Origin of the sequence: Exiguobacterium sp. S3 (assembly GCF_018617295.1) — a bacterium.
GTDB lineage: Bacteria > Bacillota > Bacilli > Exiguobacteriales > Exiguobacteriaceae > Exiguobacterium > Exiguobacterium profundum.
The window spans coordinates 112455-136032 of record NZ_JACSJW010000002.1 but is presented as its reverse complement, the minus strand read 5'-3'; the positions used below and the strand labels follow the sequence as shown (position 1 = coordinate 136032).

General features: G+C 49.3%; 23 protein-coding genes and 1 pseudogene. 12 read left to right on the top strand and 12 right to left on the bottom strand.

The features are described from left to right. Window positions 1–12 precede the first annotated feature (12 nt). The gene (locus KNO65_RS05660; RefSeq protein ID WP_214782369.1) at window positions 13–855 is read left to right on the top strand and encodes a metallophosphoesterase; all 843 of its coding nucleotides are present in this window, start codon (window positions 13–15) and stop codon (window positions 853–855) included. 28 nt (window positions 856–883) lie between these two features. Here KNO65_RS05660 and KNO65_RS05655 read toward each other — a convergent pair whose 3' ends face one another. The 3 genes from KNO65_RS05655 to abc-f form a co-directional block, all read right to left on the bottom strand. Next, window positions 884–1786, bottom strand: coding sequence for a cation diffusion facilitator family transporter (locus tag KNO65_RS05655; RefSeq protein WP_214691194.1), 903 nt, complete (start codon window positions 1784–1786; stop codon window positions 884–886). Window positions 1787–1898: 112 nt separating this feature from the next. Next, on the bottom strand, window positions 1899–2663 hold the full coding sequence (locus KNO65_RS05650) for a hypothetical protein (RefSeq protein ID WP_214782366.1): 765 nt from the start codon (window positions 2661–2663) through the stop codon (window positions 1899–1901). Between the two features lie 11 nt (window positions 2664–2674). Continuing rightward, the gene (gene abc-f, locus KNO65_RS05645; RefSeq protein WP_214782363.1) at window positions 2675–4372 is read right to left on the bottom strand and encodes a ribosomal protection-like ABC-F family protein; all 1698 of its coding nucleotides are present in this window, start codon (window positions 4370–4372) and stop codon (window positions 2675–2677) included. A 367-nt stretch (window positions 4373–4739) separates the two neighbouring features. Here abc-f and KNO65_RS05640 point away from each other — a divergent pair, with 367 nt between their 5' ends. The 3 genes from KNO65_RS05640 (at window position 4740) to KNO65_RS05630 (ending at window position 7167) form a co-directional block, all read left to right on the top strand. Beyond that, entirely contained in the window at window positions 4740–5645 is a 906-nt protein-coding gene (locus KNO65_RS05640) for an MBL fold metallo-hydrolase (protein ID WP_251131665.1), read from the top strand. Window positions 5646–5706: 61 nt separating this feature from the next. Further along, window positions 5707–6540, top strand: a complete 834-nt coding sequence (locus KNO65_RS05635) for an aldo/keto reductase (protein WP_214782357.1) — start codon at window positions 5707–5709, stop codon at window positions 6538–6540. Between the two features lie 12 nt (window positions 6541–6552). Next, the gene (locus KNO65_RS05630) at window positions 6553–7167 is read left to right on the top strand and encodes a PH domain-containing protein (protein WP_214782354.1); all 615 of its coding nucleotides are present in this window, start codon (window positions 6553–6555) and stop codon (window positions 7165–7167) included. Window positions 7168–7210: 43 nt separating this feature from the next. On the opposite strand, the gene KNO65_RS05625 is transcribed toward KNO65_RS05630, so the two are convergent. After that, window positions 7211–7729: a DUF1836 domain-containing protein gene (locus KNO65_RS05625; RefSeq protein ID WP_214782351.1), complete on the bottom strand. Its 519-nt coding sequence runs from the start codon at window positions 7727–7729 to the stop codon at window positions 7211–7213. Window positions 7730–7856: 127 nt separating this feature from the next. Between KNO65_RS05625 and trhA the strand changes: the two genes are divergently transcribed. The 3 genes from trhA to KNO65_RS05610 all read left to right on the top strand — a co-directional run bounded on the left by trhA (window position 7857) and on the right by KNO65_RS05610 (window position 10599). Continuing rightward, entirely contained in the window at window positions 7857–8501 is a 645-nt protein-coding gene (gene trhA, locus KNO65_RS05620) for a PAQR family membrane homeostasis protein TrhA (protein WP_031421292.1), read from the top strand. Between the two features lie 87 nt (window positions 8502–8588). Beyond that, on the top strand, window positions 8589–9284 hold the full coding sequence (locus KNO65_RS05615) for a DsbA family oxidoreductase (RefSeq protein WP_214782348.1): 696 nt from the start codon (window positions 8589–8591) through the stop codon (window positions 9282–9284). A gap of 97 nt (window positions 9285–9381) precedes the next feature. Further along, a complete protein-coding gene (locus KNO65_RS05610) occupies window positions 9382–10599 on the top strand; it encodes an MFS transporter (protein ID WP_214782344.1) in 1218 nt (405 codons plus the stop codon). A 22-nt stretch (window positions 10600–10621) separates the two neighbouring features. On the opposite strand, the gene KNO65_RS05605 is transcribed toward KNO65_RS05610, so the two are convergent. The 4 genes from KNO65_RS05605 to KNO65_RS05590 form a co-directional block, all read right to left on the bottom strand. Then, on the bottom strand, window positions 10622–11716 hold the full coding sequence (locus KNO65_RS05605) for an MBL fold metallo-hydrolase (RefSeq protein WP_214782341.1): 1095 nt from the start codon (window positions 11714–11716) through the stop codon (window positions 10622–10624). Between the two features lie 196 nt (window positions 11717–11912). Further along, window positions 11913–12476, bottom strand: coding sequence for an SCO family protein (locus KNO65_RS05600; protein WP_214783342.1), 564 nt, complete (start codon window positions 12474–12476; stop codon window positions 11913–11915). A 28-nt stretch (window positions 12477–12504) separates the two neighbouring features. After that, a complete protein-coding gene (locus tag KNO65_RS05595; RefSeq protein ID WP_214684844.1) occupies window positions 12505–12918 on the bottom strand; it encodes a disulfide oxidoreductase in 414 nt (137 codons plus the stop codon). Window position 12919: 1 nt separating this feature from the next. Next, window positions 12920–13576, bottom strand: coding sequence for a DsbA family protein (locus tag KNO65_RS05590; RefSeq protein ID WP_078146477.1), 657 nt, complete (start codon window positions 13574–13576; stop codon window positions 12920–12922). A gap of 122 nt (window positions 13577–13698) precedes the next feature. Here KNO65_RS05590 and KNO65_RS05585 point away from each other — a divergent pair, with 122 nt between their 5' ends. After that, window positions 13699–15291, top strand: a complete 1593-nt coding sequence (locus KNO65_RS05585) for a diguanylate cyclase domain-containing protein (protein WP_214782338.1) — start codon at window positions 13699–13701, stop codon at window positions 15289–15291. Between the two features lie 83 nt (window positions 15292–15374). Here the strand turns inward: KNO65_RS05585 and KNO65_RS15840 are convergent. From KNO65_RS15840 to KNO65_RS05575, 3 genes and pseudogenes are all read right to left on the bottom strand, one after another. Continuing rightward, window positions 15375–15629, bottom strand: a pseudogene (locus KNO65_RS15840) (DUF6241 domain-containing protein); the annotation flags it as partial. A gap of 76 nt (window positions 15630–15705) precedes the next feature. Further along, window positions 15706–16980, bottom strand: coding sequence for a 2-oxoglutarate dehydrogenase complex dihydrolipoyllysine-residue succinyltransferase (odhB, locus tag KNO65_RS05580; RefSeq protein WP_031421273.1), 1275 nt, complete (start codon window positions 16978–16980; stop codon window positions 15706–15708). An 18-nt stretch (window positions 16981–16998) separates the two neighbouring features. Next, a complete protein-coding gene (locus KNO65_RS05575; protein WP_214782319.1) occupies window positions 16999–19854 on the bottom strand; it encodes a 2-oxoglutarate dehydrogenase E1 component in 2856 nt (951 codons plus the stop codon). A 337-nt stretch (window positions 19855–20191) separates the two neighbouring features. On the opposite strand from KNO65_RS05575, the gene KNO65_RS05570 reads away from it, so the two are divergent. The 4 genes from KNO65_RS05570 (at window position 20192) to KNO65_RS05555 (ending at window position 22753) form a co-directional block, all read left to right on the top strand. After that, the gene (locus tag KNO65_RS05570) at window positions 20192–21124 is read left to right on the top strand and encodes an ABC transporter ATP-binding protein (RefSeq protein ID WP_214782315.1); all 933 of its coding nucleotides are present in this window, start codon (window positions 20192–20194) and stop codon (window positions 21122–21124) included. Then, entirely contained in the window at window positions 21102–21839 is a 738-nt protein-coding gene (locus KNO65_RS05565; protein ID WP_047795575.1) for an ABC transporter permease, read from the top strand. The genes KNO65_RS05570 and KNO65_RS05565 overlap by 23 nt, the downstream gene beginning before the upstream one ends. A gap of 65 nt (window positions 21840–21904) precedes the next feature. Continuing rightward, a complete protein-coding gene (locus KNO65_RS05560; RefSeq protein ID WP_214782312.1) occupies window positions 21905–22453 on the top strand; it encodes a cysteine hydrolase family protein in 549 nt (182 codons plus the stop codon). Between the two features lie 105 nt (window positions 22454–22558). Then, entirely contained in the window at window positions 22559–22753 is a 195-nt protein-coding gene (locus KNO65_RS05555) for a hypothetical protein (RefSeq protein ID WP_074032694.1), read from the top strand. A gap of 42 nt (window positions 22754–22795) precedes the next feature. Here KNO65_RS05555 and KNO65_RS05550 read toward each other — a convergent pair whose 3' ends face one another. After that, entirely contained in the window at window positions 22796–23575 is a 780-nt protein-coding gene (locus KNO65_RS05550) for a sulfite exporter TauE/SafE family protein (protein ID WP_074032693.1), read from the bottom strand. Between the last annotated feature and the right edge of the window lie 3 nt (window positions 23576–23578).

Sequence of the window (23578 nt, the reverse complement as noted above, 5' to 3'; positions counted from 1 at the left end):
GAGGGAGCACTGATGAAGAAACATAAATCGACTCTTCTTTTTGTTGCACTCGGCATCTTGTTGTTCACGGCGACGTACAATGGGTTGACCGTCCGGACGTATGACGTGACGTCCGATAAACTGTCAGCAGACGAGTCTCTCCGCATCGTGCTCCTCTCCGACTTACACAGCGCCTCATACGGTTATAAACAGTCGATTTTGATCGACCAGGTTCGTGCACAGAAACCGGACCTCATCGCTTTACCGGGCGATTTACTCGACCGATATCGTTCACCTGAACCCGCCTTCGAACTAATCGAAGGGCTTGAAGGGATTGCGCCGATGTATTTCGTGACCGGCAACCATGAAATCGATGGATCGGATGACTATGTCCGTCACAATGTGAAAGACGTGTTTCGCTCATACGGTGTCAACGTTCTCGAAGACGAATGGGAGACGGTCACCATCAATGGAATCGACCTCGTCATCGGCGGGCTAGAAGATCCTCTTCGTGGGTTCAGAGAAAATATTTATACGGATTGGGATGCGGAGTCGACTGCGGCGATGCAGGACATCGCCCCCGATGAGACGTTCAAGGTACTTCTTTCGCACCGTGCCGAACAAGTCGATACGTATGCTAAACTTCCATTCGACCTCGTCTTGTCCGGACATGCTCATGGCGGGCAAGTGAGAATCCCTTATTTGATGAACGGATTATTCGCACCTGACCAAGGATTCTTTCCTGAATACGCCGGCGGACTCTATGAGCATGAGACGTTCACCCATGTGATTGGACGGGGATTCAATTACAGCTTCAACATTCCACGTATTTACAATCCACCAGAGATTGTCGTGATCGATGTGAACGGAAAATAACGGACACTCAAGCGAGTGTCCGTTTTTCTTACCAGATGATTCGTTCTTCACAACATTGTCGTTCCCGTTCAATCTGGACCGTCGAACGTTCGAACGTCCCGTATTTCCGGATTCGTTCCGTCACTTGTCTCAAGACGTCTTGATCATCCGTCTCTTCTCCAATCAACACGTGACACGTCGCTGCATGCTCGCTCGACGAGATAGACCAGACATGCAAGTCGTGCACTTCTTTCACCCCGTCAACTTTAGCAATCTCTTCTTGCATCGCCCGGACGTCAATCTGTTCCGGCGACCCTTCCATCAAGATATGAATCGCGTCACGCGTCACACGATAACCACTGATTAAAATCAAAATCGCAACAAAGGCGCTCGCGACCGGGTCCGCCCACGTCCATCCGAACAACATGATGAGGATTGCTGCCGTGATGGCTCCGACCGAGCCGAGCAAATCTCCGAATACGTGCAACAACGCACTCTTCACGTTCAAATTATCTTTCTCCCCGCGCATTAAAATCCAGGCGGCAAGGATGTTGACGAGTAGCCCGATGATGGCGACGACAAGCATCCCACCACTTAGAATTTCTGGTGGCGCGCTGATTCGTTGGTATGCCTCGACAAGAATATAGACCGAGATGACGAGTAGTGTCAGCCCGTTAATGAATGCCGCTAAAATCTCGAAACGTCGATACCCGAACGTCCGGTTCGGTGTCGCCGCTTTCGCCCCAAATCGGACAGCGAGAAAACTGAGTCCTAACGCAGCCGCATCTCCTAGCATATGACCCGCATCCGATAATAGCGCCAAACTGTTCGTCCATAGTCCGCCGATCACTTCGACGACCATGAACGCCGCAATCAAGAGAAAGGCGAGTAAGAGCGCCCGCTGATTCGTCGAATGATGGTGATGGTGGTCGTGATCATGATGATGTCCCATAACTGACTCCTCCTTCTACTGTTTATCTTATTCCATTTTAACCAAACATTCAAACATTCATTTGAATGAAAAACAATAAAAAAAACGGGAGAATGAACTCTCCCGCTTTGTCTCATTTTTGCTCCAGTCGGACACGCATGACGCCGCTATAAGGGAACAGTTTCAATTGGACCGTCTCACCCTCGAACCAAATTCCGGTCGCTTGTTCGCGAGTCGGTTGTACGTCTGGTGTCGCGATGGCTTGCTTGTCCCAATCCACGGCCCGTACTTTTTGGTCCCGGACCATGAGGAAGAATCCATCATAGAAATGATACTCGTTCACTTGGTCACGTTGAACGGCAGAAGGACTGCCAAGCTCCGCACGGACGGTTTCGAGATCTTTCCCAATCCAGTCGAGGACGGACTCCGAAGCGTTCGGGACGACTTGTTGCCAAGCGGCAATCACCTCGTCATCCGATAAAGCTGTCGCCTCTGTCGTCACACTCTCTTCCGTTACCCAGCCCGTCAATCGCTCGTTCAACTGCACTTTCACAAATCCACTTACCGTCTCCAACCGTTCAAATCGATCACCCAAGTCGGCTTCATAAACGACCGTGACCCGGTCATCCGCGTATACTTTCGTATACGGTTGCCCGATATAAATCTTATCTGCTGATTCCGTCTCAGCATCAGCATCAGCCGGTTGTTCCGACTCGGAGTCAACCATTTCCGTGGCAATCTCATCAGATTCCGGTAAAGCCGAGTCCTGTTTCTTGTCAATCAGTGCCGCGAACGTGATGATCCCGACCAAGGCGAGCATTAATGCCAATGCCGTCGTTATACGGAACACGCGTTTACGCTTCCGCGTCGTCGCACGCGACAATCTTCCTCCATTCATGTTCTTCACTCCTACTCGATTCGATTCATTTCACTCGTTTCGTCAAATGGTAGGAGGTTTCCTGCTTCATCAAAAAATTTCAATTCATCTTTTGTCAATTCGTCCATCGTTCTGACCATTTGTTCGACATCGACCGGTTCATCGCGCTCATCGTTCTCACGTATGACAATGTGCTCTCCTAATTCAATCGTGCGCGAAGTCAGACGATGAAAGTAGCGGTCGTGGGAAATCAACAATAATCCACCCGGATAGACAGACAACGCCGCCTCGATTTGTTCGCGTGTCGCCACATCTAAATAGTTCGTCGGTTCATCTAATGCCAACAGATGGGCATCCGAGAAGTACAAGATGAGAAACGCGATTCGACACTTTTCCCCCATGCTCGCCTCGGTAATCGGTCGGTGCACTTCATCTCGCCGGAACAAGAAGTGAGCGAGCAACGTCCGCGCCTCCGTCTCTCCGATCTCACTATTGGCGAGTAACGCCTCAAGTAACGTCCCGGTCTCCGGAAGACGCTCGAGCGTTTGTGAGAAATATCCGATTTTCAGACGAGGATGTCGCTTGATCACACCCGAGTGTGGTACTCGCTCACCGATTAGCACGTTTAATAATGTCGTTTTTCCGCTTCCGTTCGGTCCGGTAATCGAGATCCGCTCTCCTTTATTCATCGAGAAGGAAAACGGTTCATAGAACGGCTTGTCGTATCCAAACGTCACATCCTCACACGTCAGCCACGTCTTCGCTTCGAGCTCATCCGCCGCAAAACGGACGGAGATAGGTTTCTCCTCTTTTGGTTTTTGTGGACGATTGTCTTCGAGCTGCCTTAACTTCTGTTCTCTCGCCTTCATTTTGACTGCGAGATTGGCCGCTCCCTTTTGCGCTCCCGGACTGCGGACACTCGCTGTCGCTTTCGCCTTTAAGTGCCACCCTTTATATTGGGCAATCATCTCGAGAAGTTCTGCCTTTCGGTTCTCGTATCGAGCATGTGCTCGCTCGTCACGCACGCATTCTTCTTCTTTTTGATGTTTATACGCCGTATAGTTTCCCTGATATCGTGTGACCCGGCCATCTGACAGTTCAAGAATGGTCGTTGCGACATCGTCCATCAGTTGACGGTCGTGTGAGATGATGAGCACCGTCCCCTTGAACTGGTTTAACCACTTCGTCAGCCAGTCAATCGACTCGAAATCCAGATGGTTCGTCGGTTCGTCGAGCAGGACGAGGTCCACCCGCTTCATCGTCAGTGTCGAAAGCTGAGCTCGCGTCTTCTCGCCTCCGCTTAGCTCGTTAATGTTTCGTAAGAGGTGCTCCTCCAGCCCAAGTCGAGTCAATGCTCTTGTCGCCTCTTGTTCCAACTTATAAACATCGAGCTCGAGTGCCCGTTCATAGGAGCGCATGACACGCATCTCGTCACCAGAAGATACATCTTCATAGAGCGCATATCGTTCAGGATCACTGCGCATCGTCCACTCAAGTACGGTCATATCTGTCGACTCGATTGTCTGCCGGACGAGCCCGATCTCGCCTTGACGTTCAATCGTCCCCGCTTGCGGGGTCAACTCCCCTGTCACGAGTCGGAAGAGCGTCGTCTTCCCGCTCCCGTTCAGTCCAAATAATACGGCACGCTCTCCAGCTGCGACCTCGAATGAGACCGCGTCAAATAATGGTTTCCGGCTATAGTCAAACCGGACTTGTTTTACTGCTAACATCTGTTTCACCTCGCTTATTAATCCGATACGCGATGAAACAAAAAACACCATCCGCTTCAAAGCGGTGGTGTGAAGGAATCCGTTCAAAGAGGAAAACGAGAGCTTCCCGTATTTGAAAAAATGGACACACTTCACCCTTGACTGTTCAAGCGAACAGTGATGATTCGTCTCATCGTTGGAGTGAACATGTATTTTTCATGGCACGGTATACCTCTCTTTCCTAAGTTACTGCCACCTTATCAAATTGAAAGCGGATTCGCAAGAGTGCACCCCACAATCTCCCATTTTTTCTACTCCTTTAGGCGGATGCGGTGCATCTGTCCTCGCGATATGATGATAATATATTCGAACAGTGAGGTGATGCATGATGCGTCGACGCATCATCGTTCCGAGTGCCGTCTTGGCGAGCGTCGGAACGTTTCTCTATACACGATTCAAACGTCGTCTCCCCCGTCCCCGCTTTAAATGGCCGGAACGTCCAGAACTGACGACTATTGATGAGACGCATGTGCAGGCAACGTGGATCGGGCATTCGACGGTCCTCATTCATTGGTATGGGCTCAAGATTTTAACAGACCCCGTCTTCTCAAAACGAATCGGTGTCCATCTTGGACCGCTGACAGTCGGCATGAAACGTCACACCGCTCCGGCCCTCTCCATTGAGGAGGTCGGCCCGGTCGATGTCATCCTACTCAGCCATGCCCATATGGACCACTTTGACCATAAAAGTTTGAGACGACTCATCACTCGCGAGACGATTGTTGTCTCTGCTCCTGGGACGAGCCGGCTGTTGCGCCGATACCCGAGTCTGCAGACGCTTGAACTGCATCCACATGACAAAGTGACACTTGCGAATGGACTCGATGTCCGCGCCATTCCCGTCAAGCATTGGGGCAATCGTTTCCCGTGGGACAAACATATGGGGTACAACGGATACCTGCTCAAATACAAAGGGATTCGTATGCTCTTCGCAGGAGACACGGCGTACACCGACTCCTTCAAAGGACTCGCCGACCGTGAACCGATCGACCTCGCTTTCTTCCCAATCGGTGCCTATCAACCGGACTCGTTCCAGGAAGCGCACTGCACTCCGGAACAGGCTTGGATGATGTACAAAGAGAGCGGAGCGAAGCGTTTCTTCCCGATGCATTGGGATACGTTCGTTCTTTCATATGAACCTGTCGAGGAGCCGTATCACCGTCTCGTCGCGGCCGCAAAACTCGACCGTGACCAAATTGTGATCAAGGCGCACGGGGAAAGCATCCGCCTGTAGTTTTTACTTTCCCTTCATCCAAAATTTCGGTAACGTTATAGACGAGAGGGAGGGATTATTTATGGAATGGACGACGTTGAATAATGACGTCAAGATGCCGATGCTCGGTCTCGGTGTCTATAAGGTCGAAGATGGCGCGGTGACGGTCGATACGGTCAAAGCCGCGCTCGATGCAGACTATCGATTGATCGATACGGCTGCGATTTATCAAAATGAAGAGAGTGTCGGACAAGCGCTTCGTGAAGCAGGCATCCCACGGGAGGACGTCTTTGTGACGACAAAGCTTTGGAACGAGTTCCACGGATTTGATGAGGCGCTCCAAGCGTTCCAGGATAGTCTTGACCGGCTCGGTCTCGAGTATGTCGACTTGTTCCTCATCCACTGGCCGATGCCCCGTTTCGGTAAATTCGTCGAAACGTACAAAGCACTCGAACAGTTGTATGAAGAAGGACGCGTCCGAGCAATCGGCGTCTCGAACTTTGAGATTGAGCATTTGGAACAAATCATTCAATCTTGCTCGATTGTCCCGGCCGTGAACCAGGTCGAGATTCATCCATATTTGTCTCAGAAAGAACTGATTGCATTCTGCAAACGATATGACATCCAAATTCAAGCGTGGAGTCCACTCATGAAAGGACGCGAAGCGCTCGAAGATAAGACGATTGTCAAGATTGCGAACGCTCACGGCAAGTCACCGGCTCAAGTCATCTTGCGTTGGCATTTACAGAACGGAGTCGCTGTGATTCCAAAATCGGTCACACCGAGTCGAATCAAAGAAAACATACAGGTATTCGACTTCACGTTGACGAAAGAAGAGATGGCGGCCATTGATGCGCTCAATCGTGACGAGCGGACCGGGTCCGACCCGAAAGAGATGCATAAAATCCATTACTGAGGAGTGAATGACATGTTCAAAAAACTAGCTTCTGATTTGACTGGCTTCAGCGACATCGGTGAGGTGATCGACCCGTCCGATTTCGATAAGGCGGACTCGGATGATTACGTCCTCCATGAGGATAACGAAAAGATCTACTTCTTGATCAAATCAAAATCGGATGAGTACTGCTTTACAAACTTAGGTATGATTCACCTCGACGGGACGAGCGCGATGAGTTCGAAACGAGTTCTGTATCGTTACCCTTACGCACACTATCCGATTAAGCACGTCATGTTCGAGACAGCTGGCACCGTCGACCTCGATGTCGAAGTCAAATTCACAATCGGCGACAAGCCATACTCAATCGATATCAACAAGAAGCAAATCGAGCACGTGAAAGATTTGTACAAGGCACTCCTTGCGATTGAAGAGATTCAGCGAGAAGGCCGTCGCATGATGGAGTATGCGAATACGTCGCTCACACACTCGGTGTCGATTTTGAGCGGACTCCGTGAAGGTGACATGAACGTCCCGAACACGTTCAAGGAATTGAACGAGCAATCGTTCGATTGGCTACAACGTCACTATCATGAATGGAACCGTAAAGACTTCGGTTCGGTTTACGAGAAGTACATCAATAACTAAAAAACAACTCCTCCACAGACGATTCGTCCTCGGAGGAGTTGTTTTAGTTCTCATCAATCAATTGCTCGGCCAATCGCTGATACAAGTGGCTCATATGCACGGCAGACGCGATGGCAAGCGTTCGCTTGACACCGCCCTTATCTTCGAGTGATGTATTTAATAGCGTGTCCGCCTGGGCTTCAAACGCTTCTAGATTCTTCACTTTCTGCGCCTGATACGCCTCGTAGAAGTCTTCAAGTGAGAACGTCTCATCCGACTCGTTCAACGGTCGGAGCGTCTCTTTGATGTCACTGATCGACAAGAGACCTTTCATCTCATAAATCAAACTAAGTAACATCAAATGTTCGTTCGTATACTTTTTATTTTTGACGGGATGGAATAACTTGCCCTTCGCATAGTTGTTGATCATCGTCTTCGTCAGTATGGTCTCATCCTCGTTTCGCTTCATCTTCCCATAATGCTGCTCGAACAACTGGATGACCTGGTCCATGTATAAATCGATGGTCGGCAGCACGTCCCGCGGGAGTGTACCTTCCGTTTCGGTAATGTTCTTCGCTTTCATCTATCTCACCTCACTTCCTAAGTATAAAGAAAACTTTCATTTGTCGAAAGGTACACCTTGCTCTTTGTTCCTCTTCAGTATATCATGTAGTTATCGATACTACATGATGTGATAAGGAGTGTTTTACATGCATTCGATTTTCCGTGAACCCATCAACGCACTGACGCATCTTGCCGGTGCGGTACTGGCTTTCATCGCCCTCATCGCGATGGTCGTTAAAGCTTCGTTACTCGGCTCGCCACTTGCGATTATGGCCGCGATTCTATTCGGGATCAGCCTTGTTTTTCTTTACTTATCGTCAGGTCTTTACCATAGCATCATCGCCTCACCGAACGTCATCGCTTTCTTCCGGAGAATCGATCATGCGATGATTTATGCGTTGATTGCGGGTACATACGCACCGCTCACGTTACTCGCGCTCGAAGGACCGACGCGGTGGGTCCTCTTCGGTACCGTACACGCACTCGCCTTGTTCGGCATTATTTTTAAACTCGTCTGGTTCCATGCCCCTCGTTTCTTGTCGACCGCGCTCTATATCGGGATGGGCTGGCTGTCCGTCTTCTTTATCGGACCGCTCCATGACGTGATCGGCAACGCCGGTATCTTCTGGCTCGTCCTCGGGGGCGTCATGTATACGATTGGCGGACTCATTTATGGGTTCAAACCAAAATTCGTCAACTGGCGAGGATGGGGTTTCCATGAAGTGTTCCATCTGTTCATCTTGTTCGGAAGCTTCGCTCACTTCGTATGTGTATTCTGGTACGTCTTTTAAGTCCTCCTCGTGGAGGGCTTTTTTCATGAGCCGTTTCCTGTACTTTGAATTCAAGATTTCCTACACTAAGGACAGGAGGGATTCATCATGAAAATTGAAGTATGGTCAGATTATGTCTGCCCGTTTTGTTATATCGGAAAGCGTCGTCTAGAAGAGGCGCTCGAACAGTTCCCACAGGCAGATCAAGTCGAAGTCGAATTCAAGAGTTTCGAGCTCGACCCGAACGCCCCGACGGACGATTCACGTACCATCTATGAAGCGCTTGCTACGAAGTATGGCATGCCGATCGAACAGGCGAAAGGGACGACGGCTCAAGTCGCTGCACAAGCCCGCGAAGTCGGACTCGATTATGATTTTGAGAACATGGTCGTGACGGGGACGCTCGACTCGCACCGTTTGACACATTATGCGAAGACGGTTGGGAAAGAGAAAGAATTGTCGGAAGCGTTGCTTCAGGCGTACTTCGTCGATGCGAAACACATCGGGAATCACGATGTGCTGCTTGAAATCGCGACAAGCGTCGGACTCGATTCTGACGCGGTTCGTGACGTCTTGACGACTGACGTGTATACGGAAGAGGTACTTGCAGAAGAGAAGCGCGCGAGCGACCTCGGCATCACGGGTGTGCCGTTCTTCGTATTCGACAACAAGTACGGGGTGTCCGGTGCTCAGCCGACAGAAGCGTTCACGCAAGTGCTCGAAAAAGTCTGGTCTGAGAACAATCCGACGATCCAAGTCCTTTCGAACGGTGCGACGTGCACTGACGACAACTGTGATATTTGATTGATGAAGAAGCCGACGTTCGGCTTCTTTTTTGTGGTATTCTTCACCCTACTACTTGATAATAGTGATTAGCATATAAGAATCGAGGACTACATCTATGTGGAAAAATCGGAACGTCTGGATCATTCTGACGGGCGAATTCGTCGCCGGTCTTGGCCTATGGCTCGGCATCATCGGGAATTTGGAATTCATGCAAGACCGTGTCCCCTCTGACTTTGTGAAGGCGGTCATTCTCGCCATCGGCTTGCTCGCAGGGGTCGCCATCGGTCCGCTCGCGGGTCGCTTGACCGACCAAGGCTCTAAGAAAAACATCATGCTCATCTCGAGCATCGTCCGGGCGCTGAGCGTGCTCTTCATGTTCGTCGCCATCGAGACAAATTCGGTCGTGTGGATGGTCGTCTTTTTAATCATCTTACAAGGATCGGCCGCTTTTTACTTCCCTGCTCTTCAGGCAGCGATTCCGCTCATCGTGAAAGAACGGGAGCTTCTTGCCTTGAACGGCGTTCATATGAATGTGTCTACCTTGTCGCGTGTCATCGGGACTGCGATTGCCGGTGTCCTCTTGACGCTGATTTCGCTCCGTAACGTCTACGCGCTCTCGCTCGTCGCCTATCTGTTGCTAGCCGTCGCGACGCTCTTCTTGAAACTCGATGAGACGAAAACGCCCTCGGCGAAAAAAGTCGATGCGAAAGCATCGAGTGGCTTCAAAGACGTCTTCCCGATCATCAAATCAATTCCAGTCATCTTCATGACGCTCGTCATGACGCTCATCCCGCTTCTCTTTATCGGAGGGTTCAACTTGCTCGTCATCAACATCAGTGAGTTGCAAGATTCGACGGCGATTAAAGGATGGATTTATACGGCAGAAGGACTCGCCTTTATGACAGGTGCCTTCATGATCAAACGGATCGGAGAAAGATTTTCGGCGTTCTCAATCTTATTCTCGTTCTCGTTTTTAATTGGTGTTGCCCAACTGATGCTCTACTTTGCGGACATCCCGTTCATGTCCATCGCTGCGTTCGTTCTCTTCGGTTTCTCGGTCGGATGTTTCTTCCCGACGGCGGTCACGATTTTCCAGACACGGATGCCAAAAGAATATCACGGTCGTTTCTTCTCGTTCCGAAACATGCTCGACCGAATCATCTTCCAAGTCGTCCTTCTCGTGACAGGATTCTTCCTCGATTTGATTGGACTTCAGCTCATGGTCGTCTTGTTCGGAATCAGTTCGATTGCGATGACTGCTGCATTCCTCGTCTATACGCGTAAACACAAACTGCATATCGAAGAAGATGCTACAGAGAAGATGTCTTCTTAACAAAAACAAGCGGTGACCGAGGTCATCGCTTGTTTGCATCTTCGAGCTCTCGCCACCACGTCGTCGTATCATTTCGACCATCGAGCGTGATCCGTTCCCCGATTTTTGGAGTGAGGACGACTTCTTTTGGTAAGAGAGACGACATCTGTTCCGCTGGGTCGAACCAATCATGAAACGAGAGCGTGAATGCCCCCCAATGAATCGGCATCATCTGATCGGCACGTAGATCACGAAACGCTTGCGCGGTCTCTTCCGGCTGCATATGGACGTCTGGCCAGCGCACATCATATTGCCCGCATTCGAGTGCAGCGAAATCAAACGGTCCGTACTGTTCGCCAATCATCTTGAAATGCGGAGCATATCCACTGTCCCCACTGAAGAAGAGCCGATCCGTCTCACCGAGGACGACCCACGACGCCCACAGCGTGCTGTTGCGGTCCGTCAACGAGCGACCGGAGAAGTGACGCGCCGGCGTACAGATGAATGTCCACGACCCGAACGCATGCGACTCGCCCCAATCCCGTTCTACGATTCGTTCTGCCCCGATACCCCATCGTTTCAAATGGCTTCCGACACCGAGCGGTACGATAAACATGGCGACCTTGTCTTTGATGGCAAGAATCGTCCCATAATCGAGATGGTCGTAATGGTCATGCGTCAATAAGACGACATCGATTTCAGGCAAGTCCTCGAGGTCAAACGGTAAGTCTTCACTGAAGCGCTCATTTTTGGCGAACGGGAGTGGGGATGGGCTGCGTCCAAACATCGGATCGACGAGCATCGTCTTCCCGTCCATTTGTACCATGAGCGCCGAATGACCGAGCCAATAGATTCTTGTGAAGCTCGAGCCCGTCTTCTCCTCAAAATCGATTGGCACGATCGGAAGACGTTCGGTAGGCTTACGCAATGACGTCACATCACGATAGTCGCGCGCCATCGACACCATGTCTTGCGTAGAGAAGTTCATCGGTGTCTCATATTGATTACGGAACTTTCCATTGACCCGGTTCGGAGATTGAAGCGATTTCGGCTTTCGTCCGAGTGGTTTGTACTGTGTCAGAATCGTTCCGGTGACAGCCGCCATTCCAACCAATGAGAGCAACATCGTCTTTTTCATGTAGATCCTCTTTTCTAATAGTTCGTTGAATTGATTATAGCGTGCCTTCACCATTTCTATACGAGAAAGTATGTCGATTCGCCTATCTTTCAAAAAAATGGCGTGCTCTTCATTGAGCATTCTGGTTATTCCATTCTATCAGGTCTCTTAAACCAAAAAGACCTGCCCACCGGTGTTTGGTGGAACAGGTCTTCGGTTAAGATTTTTGCAAGATTTTAATGTCGTTGATGATGTCTTCGGTCGGAACGTTTTGGAAACCAGGATACGCTTTGATGATTTTCCCTTTCTGGTCGACCAAATAGAAATACGTGCCGTGGTCGACTTGTGTGCCTTCGTCAGGCTTCCGGACGAGCGCCTTGAAGTTCTGTTGGGCAAACGTTTCAATCTCGTCTTGCGAGTAGCCTGAGAGGAACTGCCAATCTGCTTTCGCAAGGTCATAGCCACTCATAAACTCTTTCATTTTCTCCGGAGTGTCCACCGTCGGGTCGACGCTGAACGAAACGAACTGCACGTCTTCGACGCCCTCTTCTTCAAGCGCTTCATTCAGCTTCGTCATATTGTATGTCATCGGTGGACAGACTGTCTCACAGCTTGTAAAAACGAAATCCGCCATCCACACTTTCCCTTTTAAATCGTCAAGACTGACCATTTCTTCATCTTGATTCATATATTCGAACGATTCGACTTCCCAGTTGAGCGGGTCCTCAATCTCTTGACCACATCCTGCTAGGACGATGAGCATCGTCGTCAAACCAATCATCCACCATTTCTTCACACGTGCCAACTCCTTATCGCTTTTTGACGTTCCACATGAGGATTGTGATGAGCGTGAAAGCCGTCAATGCGAGGAACGGGATCGTGATGAACCCGAGCCAGTTAATGTATTGACCGCTACACGGAACTCCTTGTGCACAAGGTTGAATTTCTGCAAAACCTGGCACTTTCTGTACCAAGTAATGGTAAAGTGATACGAAACCGCCTATGATAGTAAGCGGTAACACATATTTCCGAACCGCCCGATCTTCCGTGAAGACGGCAATCCCCAAGAGGATGGTCAGCGGATACATAAAGATACGTTGAATCCAACATAGCTCACATGGCACGAACTCCCGGATCTCACTGAAGTAGAGACTGCCGAGCGTCGCCGTCAACGAGACGAGCCAAGCGAGGTATAACCCATACTTTTCGAGAAATGATTTCATCTTACAAATCCTGCTCGATCAGCTCTTGGATTTTTTCGTAATCGAACGGGTCTTCGAGCATCACGCCGTTGATCATGATGGACGGGGTGAATTGAACACCGTTCTCTTTTACAAGACCGTCATCCGTACTGACTTTTTCAAGTACGGTCGATTCTTCCCCAAGGTCTTGCTGAAACTTCGCCAAGTCGACCGATGTCGTCTCGCTTGCGATTTCTTTCAGCTTCTCGACGGTCACCCACGCATTGTCGTGTTGTTGTGATTCCGGTTGCGCATCGTAGAGTGCCTTATGGAACTTCCAGAACGACTCAGGGTCTTGCTCGTATACCGACTCGGAAGCGAGGGATGCCAAGATTGATTCTTGTCCGTGGAACAAGACGTTAATATAGCTGAAGCTGACGTCTTCCTTGTCGAGATAATCCGCTTTCAGTTGCGGGTAAATCGTTTCACCCCACTGTTTACACGAAGGACACTTGTAATCTCCGAACTCGACGACCGATACTTTTGCGTCCGGGTTTCCGAGTGTCGGTTGTCCTTCAATCGAGACGTGATCGCCACGCTCGGCTGTCGTCGACTCATCTTGGTTGAGTAAGACGAACACCAATGCGATTAACGCGACCGCAACGATGGTCAAGATGACCAACAATTGATTCTTTTTCATTCTCTTCACCTCTATCTATTTTGACTCGTCTTTCATTATAGCGGAAGCTCTTCTTCCTATCATGATATCGACTCGTTTTTCATAATTCTCTTCAATTCAAGCTTTAGGAGGTTTATTTACGCATGATCAAGTCTTTTACGATGCGCCTCGGACTCATTTTGGCGCTCAGCATTGCCACGCTCGTCTTTTTACTGACAATCGCCCTCACTTCTCTCATCAGTCAGAGGGCATCTGATTCACTCGAACAAGAAATCGGGGAACGCCTGTCGACGACATCGCATCAGTTGGCGGACAAGCTCGATTTTTATATGTGGTCACGCTATCAAGAAGTCCAACTCTTACAAGGCCTCGATTTAGAAGACCGAGACGAGACACGTCGACTACTCGACCAAGTCCAATCAAACATTCCCGCCTTCTCATGGATGGGCGTCACGGATGCGGCCGGGACCGTCGTCGCTTCGACGAACGGGATTCTCGAAGGGGCATCGATTGCCGAACGACCGGTTTATCTTGAAGCACAAGATGCTCCCTTTATCGGAGATGTCCACGAGGCAGTTCTCTTAGCTGAATTATTGCCGAATCCAACGGGAGAACCGCTCCAATTCGTCGATATCAGTGTCCCGCTTTTCCAGGACGGCTCGTTTCAAGGGGTACTTGCCACTCATTTAAGCTGGGCCTGGGGGAAAGAAGTACTCGAACATTTCAATCGAACGCTTCATGAACAAGTCGATGATACGGATTTATTCGTCATCAGTGAACGAGACAGTGTCGTGCTCCTCGGTCCAGACGACATGGTCGGAAAACCACTCCCTGTATCCTTTACAGAAGGCGCCTCCGTGAAAGAGTGGGATGACGGTCAAGACTATCTGACAGGCATGTCAATCGGAGAAGGATATGATGAATATCCTGGACTTGGTTGGCAGGTCGTCGTCCGTCAGCCGACGGCAGTCGCGTTTGCACCAGTCGAGACACTTGAAACGAGAATTCTATGGATTGGTTTATTGGCCTCACTTGTGACGGCTGTACTCGGTTGGCTACTCGCTTCGATCGTGACGAGACCGTTGAAACGAATCACCGAAACGGCTTCGCTCATGGAACAAGGGAAAGCAAACACGTTTCCCCATCAATCAGGAATCAAAGAGATTGAGTCGCTCGCGTTCGCGCTCGAATCGCTCGTCACCTCCCTTACGGAGTCAGAGTCGGAACGGGTACACTTTGAAAAACTAGCGAATCGTGACGCACTGACCGGTCTTTCAAATCGGGTCGCCCTACGTGAACAGCTGAATCAACTACACACCTCGAAAGAACCTTACGTCTTCTTCTATCTCGACCTCGATGGCTTCAAGGCGGTGAATGATACATATGGTCATGCGGTCGGGGACGAGGTATTGGTCGAGGTCGCACACCGGTTACGGGCTCTGCCCCTCGAGGAGGTCTATCCCGTCCGATTGAGCGGAGACGAGTTCTTCCTGATGTTCCCGAGGACTGAGCGTTCGACCCAACAAATTCGAGAGGTTGGAAACACACTCATCGATACAATTTCTAAACCGATTACGCTAGACATCGCATCGGTGAAAGTCGGGGCTAGTATCGGGGCGTCCATTTGGAGTCCACCGGAACCACCACACATTGCCATCGAACAAGCGGACGACGCGTTATATCGGTCAAAAGCGAACGGAAAACAACAACTTTCTTTCCATGAGTCGCTTTCGTGACGTCGTTTCTCCATACGAAAAGGAGTTCGTGATGAACTCCTTTTGCTTATTCTTCCGTATTCGTATTCACGTCTTTCTTCTGCACGTGTCGCCAGTCCGTTCAAGAATCCAATGACAGCATACATTTCCTCTAACAATACGTCCTGTTCTTTATCGATTTCATCGAAGATGGCTTGTCCCCATCGTTCAATGATTCCGCCGAGTTGAAGATAGTCATCGTTTTTGATTTTATTCTTGTCACGCAACAACTCCAAATAGCCACGAACCTCTTTCAGATTGTCATGCGTCATCGGGATGGCACCCGCTTTTTCTGTCGCCAAGATTTTTTGATGGGTCATCAGATGCATCGCGTCGATAAGATTCCCTACATTAAAAAAGCACTCGCCCCTATATAGGAGCGAGTACTTCCTGTTCTTACGCTTCGAACAACAATTGTTCTGGATCTTCAATCATGTCTTTGATGTGCTTGAGGAATGTCACAGCCTCACGACCATCTACGATTCGGTGATCATACGAGAGTGCCACGTACATCATCGGACGGTTCTCCATTGTATCCGCATCGATGGCGACTGGACGGAGTTGAATCGAGTGCATCCCAAGGATAGCGACTTGCGGTCCGTTCAAGATTGGTGTTGAGAGGAGTGAACCGAACACTCCACCGTTTGTGATCGTGAACGTACCACCTGTCAAATCACTCAACCCGAGCTTGTTGTTACGCGCTTTGTCCGCGAGGTGAAGGATATCTTTCTCGATTTCCCCGAAGTTTTTGCGGTCCGCTTCACGGACGACCGGAACGACGAGACCATCTGGAGCCGAGACGGCAATCCCGATATCATAATATTTCTTCAAGACGATTTCGTTGCCTTGGATTTCAGCGTTCAAGTAAGGCATCCGCTTGAGAGCTGCCACTGCTGCTTTCGTGAAGAACGACATGAAGCCGAGTTTAACATCGTTGTCTTTCACGAACTTCTCTTGGCGACGTTTACGAAGTGCCATGACCGCCGACATATCGATTTCGTTGAACGTTGTGAGCATCGCTGCCGTCTGTTGCACTTCGACGAGGCGGTTCGCAATCGTTTGACGACGACGTGTCATTTTGATGCGCTCTTCTTCTTTCCCACTCGCTGCCGGTTGTGGTGCCGGAGTGGCAGCCGCTGGTTTCTGCTCTTTCACGGCTGGTTTGTCTTCATGTTTTGAAACGTCATGGACGTTGATGCGACCGATTGGATCGTTCGTTTGGACAGCTGAAAGGTCGATACCTTTCTCTCGAGCGAGCTTGCGTGCAGCAGGTGTCGCGATTGGTCCTTTACCCGGGCTCGCCACGTGCTCTTCACGTTTCTCGACTTTCTTACCTTCTTCAATAGACTCTGTCTTTTTCTCAGTCGGTGCTTCTGTTTTCGTTTCTGTCGCGTTTTCCGTCTTCGTCTTCGTCGCGACAGCCGTTCCGCCACCAGAACCTGAACCGAGACGTGCGATGACTTCACCGACTTGAACCGTGTCCCCTTCTCCGGCAAGTTGTTCTTCTAACACGCCCGCTTCGTCAGCCGGGACTTCGATATTGACTTTATCTGTCTCGAGCTCGACGATCGCTTCCCCTTTTTCGACTTGGTCGCCTGGCTGTTTGAGCCATGTCGCGACCGTTCCTTCCGTAATGGACTCTGCTAATTCCGGTACTTTGATTTCGATCACAATGAGTTCCCCCTTAACTTATTTACGATCTTTTTGATATGTGCTCGTGCCTGCAGCGCTCGAGACGACGTCACGAGAGAGTGCTTCACGGATGATGCGTGCTTGTTCTTGTTTATGAGCTGTCGGATTCCCTTCAGCCGGACTCGAACGACGGCGACGGCCGATATAACGGACATCGAGTCGGTTCGTTGTGACCGCTTCTAAACGAGGCTCGATATATGTCCAAGCCCCCATGTTTTTCGGTTCTTCTTGAACCCAGACGATTTCACGCGCGTTCGGATAACGACTGATGACATCACGAATCTCACGAACCGGGAACGGGTAAATTTCTTCGACACGGACGATATGCAAGAAGTCGAGTGACTCTTCTGACTTGCCGACCGCTTCCGCGAGATCGATCGCCATTTTCCCTGTGCAGAAAACAAGACGTTCGACTTTCTCTGTGTTCTCCCCGAGACCTGGCTGTTCGATGATTGGTTTAAAGCTCTCTTCCGTAAACGCCTCGACTGGTGACGTGGCGAGCGGGTGACGAAGCAGACTCTTCGGTGTCATGATGATCATCGGACGAATCTCTTCTTTCCCGAGCATCTCTGCTTGACGACGGAGAATATGGAAGTATTGTGCCGCAGACGAAAGGTTTGCGACGGTCCAGTTTTTCTCCCCGGCAAGTGTCAAGTAGCGTTCCATACGTGCACTTGAGTGCTCCGGCCCTTGTCCTTCGTAACCGTGCGGCAAGAGCATGACGAGGCCTGATTTTTGACCCCACTTCGCGCGTCCCGCCGAGATGAACTGGTCGAACATGACTTGTGCCGAGTTCGCGAAGTCACCGTATTGTGCTTCCCATAGGACGAGTGTATCTTGTGCGAATACGTTGTAGCCGTATTCAAATCCAAGCACCGAACCTTCTGAGAGCGGGCTGTTATAGACCGAGAACGATGCTTTCGCCGTCGACAACTCATGGAGTGGCGAGAATTTCTTACCTGACTCGACATCGTTCAACATGATGTTCCGTTGGGCGAACGTTCCGCGCTCTGAATCTTGACCGCTCAAGCGGACCGGCGTACCATCTGAAAGAATCGACGCGAAGGCGAGCGTCTCCGCATGACCCCAGTCAATTTTCCCACCTTCACTGAACGCGTCACGGCGACGGTCGAGTACTTTTTGAAGCTTATGGAAGACACCAAAGCCTTCCGGCCAGTTCAATAACTCTTCATTCAATTGCGTGAGGAATTCTCGTTCGACGCTCGTGTCGACTTTCGGGAATCCTTTATGGACCGCATCCGGTAACACGATGTCTGCATCTTCTTCTTCAGAAGGAACGAGATCACGTGCCGCCTTCAAGGCCTGTTCGATTTTTTGTTCGATTTGCGCCTTCTCATCTTTCGTCATGACGCCTTCTTCCTCAAGTCGTGCGGCATAGACGTGACGGACAGACTGGTGTCCTTTGATGGCTTTGTAAAGGACCGGGTTCGTGTTCATCGGTTCGTCCATTTCATTGTGACCGTAACGACGGTACCCGATCAAGTCGACCAAGATATCTTTATGGAACTTGGCACGATACTCACTGATCAACTTCGCGACGGCAACACATGCCTCCGGATCATCCGCATTCACATGGAAGACTGGGATCTCGTAGCCTTTGGCGATATCACTTGCGTAACGCGTCGACCGTGAATCGTTCGGGTCCGTTGTGAAACCGATTGTGTTGTTGGCGATGACGTGAACCGTCCCACCTGTACGGTAACCCGTCAAGTTCGTCATGTTGAGTGTCTCCGCGACGATACCTTGTCCTGGGAAGGCCGCGTCTCCGTGGATCAAGATTGAGGCTGCCAAATCGTCGTGCTGTACAGCCGATCCTTTTTCAGAACGGTCATCTTGTGCGGCACGCGTGTATCCTTCGACGACCGACCCGACGAACTCGAGGTGACTCGGGTTGTTCGCCAAGTTGAGACGGACTTCTTTTTGCTGTTCGACCACTTTCCGGTCAAGACCGAGGTGATATTTCACATCACCTGACCAACCGAAGTTGATGCCGATTGACCCTTCAGATGGAATCAATTCTTTGTTCGGTGCGTGCTGGAACTCCGCAAAAATCATTTCGTATGGTTTGCCGAGAACATGGGCAAGTACGTTCAAACGTCCACGGTGGGCCATCCCGATGTTGATATGTTCCGAACCGCTCGAAATGAGGCCTCCGACCATCGCATCGAGAAGTGGCACCATCGCATCCAATCCTTCGATCGAGAAGCGTTTTTGTCCGACGTATGTTTTATGAAGGAATGATTCAAACAGTTCTGTTTCAGCCAAACGTTTGAATAACTCAATTTTTTCTTCTTTCGAGAAGGTTTGCTGTAACGCCCCTTGCTCGACTTGACGGCGAATCCACTTCTTCTCTTCCATGTCATCTAAGTGACGGAGTTCGATGGCGACCGTTCCTGTATAAACGTCAAGCAAGTGACGGAATAGTTCCAATGCGCTCGCGTTTGGTTTTGGTGCATCATCTGATAAAAAGCGGGCTGGAATTTGTTTTAAGTCTTCTTCTGTCAAATCATAACGTGACAGTTCGAATAGTTCCTGCTCGCGCGGGTGATCTTTTAGTGGATAAATATCAGCTGCTTTATGACCGAAAGCACGGATGTCGTTGATGAGCCGTGTCGCCGAGACGACCTTCTCTAAATCAAACGATGGACCCGAGACTGGAACTTCTGTCGGTGTCGACGTTTCCGGTGCCCCAAATTCGTCAAAATATCGGCGCGTTTCTTCATCGACCGATGATGGGTCTTCCAAATATTGTTCGTACAGTTCAATGATGTAGCCTAAGTTAGGACCATAAAATGCTTGCGATTTCTCGTGAACATTCGACGACTCTCCCATTGAATAAATCCCCCTTATCCATTCCTAAACGTCCAATCTGTGAACGCTTTCATTTTAACATGTAGCCCGAAGCAGTTCACCCTTCTCCTGCCCTGGTGAACAAAACCAAATCCTGCCTCTTACGCTCAACTTCATACTACACCTTTCGTCGCAGAAAGACCCTTACAAATTCACAATTCGTCCATACTATTTCAATAAGTTTTGCTTATCGATAAATTGTGTCTTGATATATTTGTTTCAACAATTTCAAAAAAAGATGAAACCTTATTTCAAACAGCCCCGTAATAGGGAGTGTAGGCATTACACTATTACTCTTAACAGAAAGCTAGGTGACCACATGTTATCCGTACAAAATGTCCATAAAAAGATGGGAAAAGCAACGGTATTGACAAATGTCAGTTTTGACGTCATTCCAGGAGAAATTTTCGGATTCCTCGGACCGAACGGCGCCGGGAAGACGACAACCATTCGAATCATCACAGGCCTCATGCCTGCGACGCACGGGACCGTGACAGTCGATGGGTATGACGTGGCGAACAACCGCCAAGAAGCGCTCAGCCGAATCGGGGCCATCGTCGAGAATCCTGCATTCTATCCGTACATGACGGGCCGGGAAAACTTGATTCATGCGATGAACTTGATTCCGAACTTGAAAAAAGTCGACTTGAATGCACTCGGTGCCCTCGTCGGACTCGACGGAAAGCTCGATATGAAAGTCAAACAGTACTCACTCGGGATGAAACAGCGCCTCGGGATTGCCCGTGCCTTGTTGCATAACCCAAAAGTGCTCATCTTAGATGAGCCGACGAACGGTCTTGACCCAGCCGGGATCGCCGACCTTCGGAATTACTTACGCCATCTTGCGGACCACCGCGGAATCGCCATCCTTATCTCGAGCCATTTATTGAGCGAGATGGAATTGATCACCGACCGTTTCGCAATCATTGACCAAGGACAAATCAAGTCAGTGGAAGACGGACAGACGAAGGCTGACAGCGTCATCCTCTGTAAAGTTGCCAAGGAGCAGATGAACGAGGCACTTGACGTCGCAGCACTCGCCTTCGATGATGTGAAAATCGTCCAGCATTCTGCCGAGTCGTTTATCGTACCGCGTCAAGAGACAGACATTCCGGTCTTACTGAAACAATTAATCGAGCGTGATATCGCCGTCTATCAGATCGGCATGAAGCACGAGTCACTCGAAGAACAATTCTTGAAATTGACGAAAAAAGAAGGAGGTACGAACAATGCGTTCATTACTCAGCAATGAATGGATGAAATGGCGCCGCACGATTAAACCTTACGTCGCCTTAGGTGTATACACCGCGATCATCCTCATCGTATACGCTGTATTAGCCAGTGGTGAAGGGACACCAGAAGCGGCATCGTTCTTTGAATTCTCAACGATGGGCGCCATCGCCTTCCTCAGCATCTTTACCATCGTCTTTACAGCCGAGATGGTCGGGAATGAGTTGAAATTTGATACGCTGAAGCACCTCTTGATGAGTCCGTATTCCCGAGACCGCATCTTGTTGTCAAAACTCGTTATGGCCGTTCTCGTCATGTTGCTCCAATTCGTCTTTATTTTAGTCGTCGCGTTCGGGTTCTCACTCACGTTAGACGGCTCTGTCACATGGGACGTCGTTCGCCCTATTCTCATCAGTGTGAGCGGACCAATCTTCATCATCTTCTTGACGCTCATGTTCTCGGTCGTCTTCAAGTCGGTCGGCGTCGTCATCGGTTTCACGGTACTCGCGAACTTCGCCTCAAGTATCATCGGCGGTCTTCTCGTCGCTTGGAAACCTGAGCTTGCGAAATGGATTGTCTTCTTGCATACAGACCTTTCAATCTATGACGTCAACCCAGAGTTTATGAAAGCGATGGACGCTACGATGGGCTTCTCGATTTTCTATGTCGCCCTTCATATCATCGCCTTCTATCTCATCACGGCATTTATGTTCCGTAGTAAAACGTTCGCGGAATAAGCATACTTCAAATGAAAAAGTGGTACCTCTTTGCTATAGGAGTTTTATAGTAAGGAGGTATTTCTATGTCTAAGACGGCATTACTCATTATTGATTTGTTCAATGATTTTGATTTTGAAGGTGGCGACATGCTGCGTAAACAGACAGAAGCGATTGTTGAACCGATTCTCGAGCTTAAAAAGCACTTTAAAGAGACGGACTTGCCCGTCATTTATTGTAATGATAACTTCGGACAATGGAAAGATAGCACGGAAGACATCATTGAGTATGTAAAGGCTTCTAAGGGTGAACATATTGCCTCGCAAATCGAACCGGAAGATGAAGAGTATTTTATTATAAAACCAAGGCACTCCACTTTCTTTGGAACTCAGTTAGATATTTTACTTCGTCAGTTAAACGTGACGAAATTGATTTTAACCGGAGTCGCGACGGATATTTGTATCCTCTTTTCTGCAAATGATGCATATATGCGTGACTATGATATATATGTACCTCGTGATTGTGTGGCGGCAGAAACATCAAAACGTCACGAAAGTGCCTTGACGATTATCGATAAAGCACTGGGAATTGAAATATCTCCTGTGTCTGAATATATGAGTCACATTCAAAAGTGATTTATAATAATCATCGCGGTCACAAAATCCCAACATTTAGAACGTTTTAAAGCTCTTCTTTTAAGCTATTCTTAAGTTATAACTGTCAGTAAAGGGTGTGATATTTTGTACCTAACAATCGGATTAGCCTTGCTCGTCTGTTTGCTTGCAATGATTTTCACTATTATGGTCGGACTCGGGAAAGACCGCTCCACGTACAGCCAAAAGAAGAGCTGGTCGATGGTATCTTGGCTCTACATCATCTTGCTTCCTGTCTCGTTCATCGGACTCGGACTCCTCTACTATTTCATTACGAAATAACGTAAAAAATCACGACGCCAGAAAATAGGCGTCGTGATTTTTTCATGCGATTAAGTCGCTCCAAATTTTGATGGTACTCGCCAAGATAAGTAGCGCTAAAATCCATTGGAGTGCTTTCGTATTCATATTCTTCCCGACATTCGCCCCGATTGGAGCGGCAATCAGGCTCGCGATAATCATAATGATGGCCGGACCCCAGACAATTTGATCGGTGATGATTTTACCGAACGTCGAGCCAATCGACGAGATGAAGGTGATGGCGAGGGAACTCGCAATCGCCATCTTCGTCGGGATGCGTAAGACGACAAGCATGATCGGCATGAGAATGAAGGCTCCCGCTGCCCCGACGATTCCTGCCGCAATTCCCACGACGAATGCTGAACTTGCTGCAATCACTTTGTTGAACTGTACTTGATCAAGCGGCATGTCGTCCACTTTCGGCTTCGGCAAGAACATCATGATGGTGGCAATCGTTGCGAGTACGGCATAGACGACATTGATCATCGTTTCCGAAAGAATCGTCGATCCGTATCCACCGATGAAGCTACCAATTAATACCGACACCCCCATGTAGAGAATCAACTGCTTGTTTAAGTATCCACCTTTACGATAGGCATAAATCCCACCGATTGTCGCAAAGAAGACTTGAATGGCACTAATTCCGGATACTTCGTGCGCGCTAAAAGCGGCAAACCCTAGAATCGGTGGAATGTATAACAACATCGGATACTTGATGATCGATCCACCAATCCCGACCATCCCTGAAATAAACGACCCGATAAATCCAATTAGAAAAATTGTAATGATAAACCCGAACTCCATATA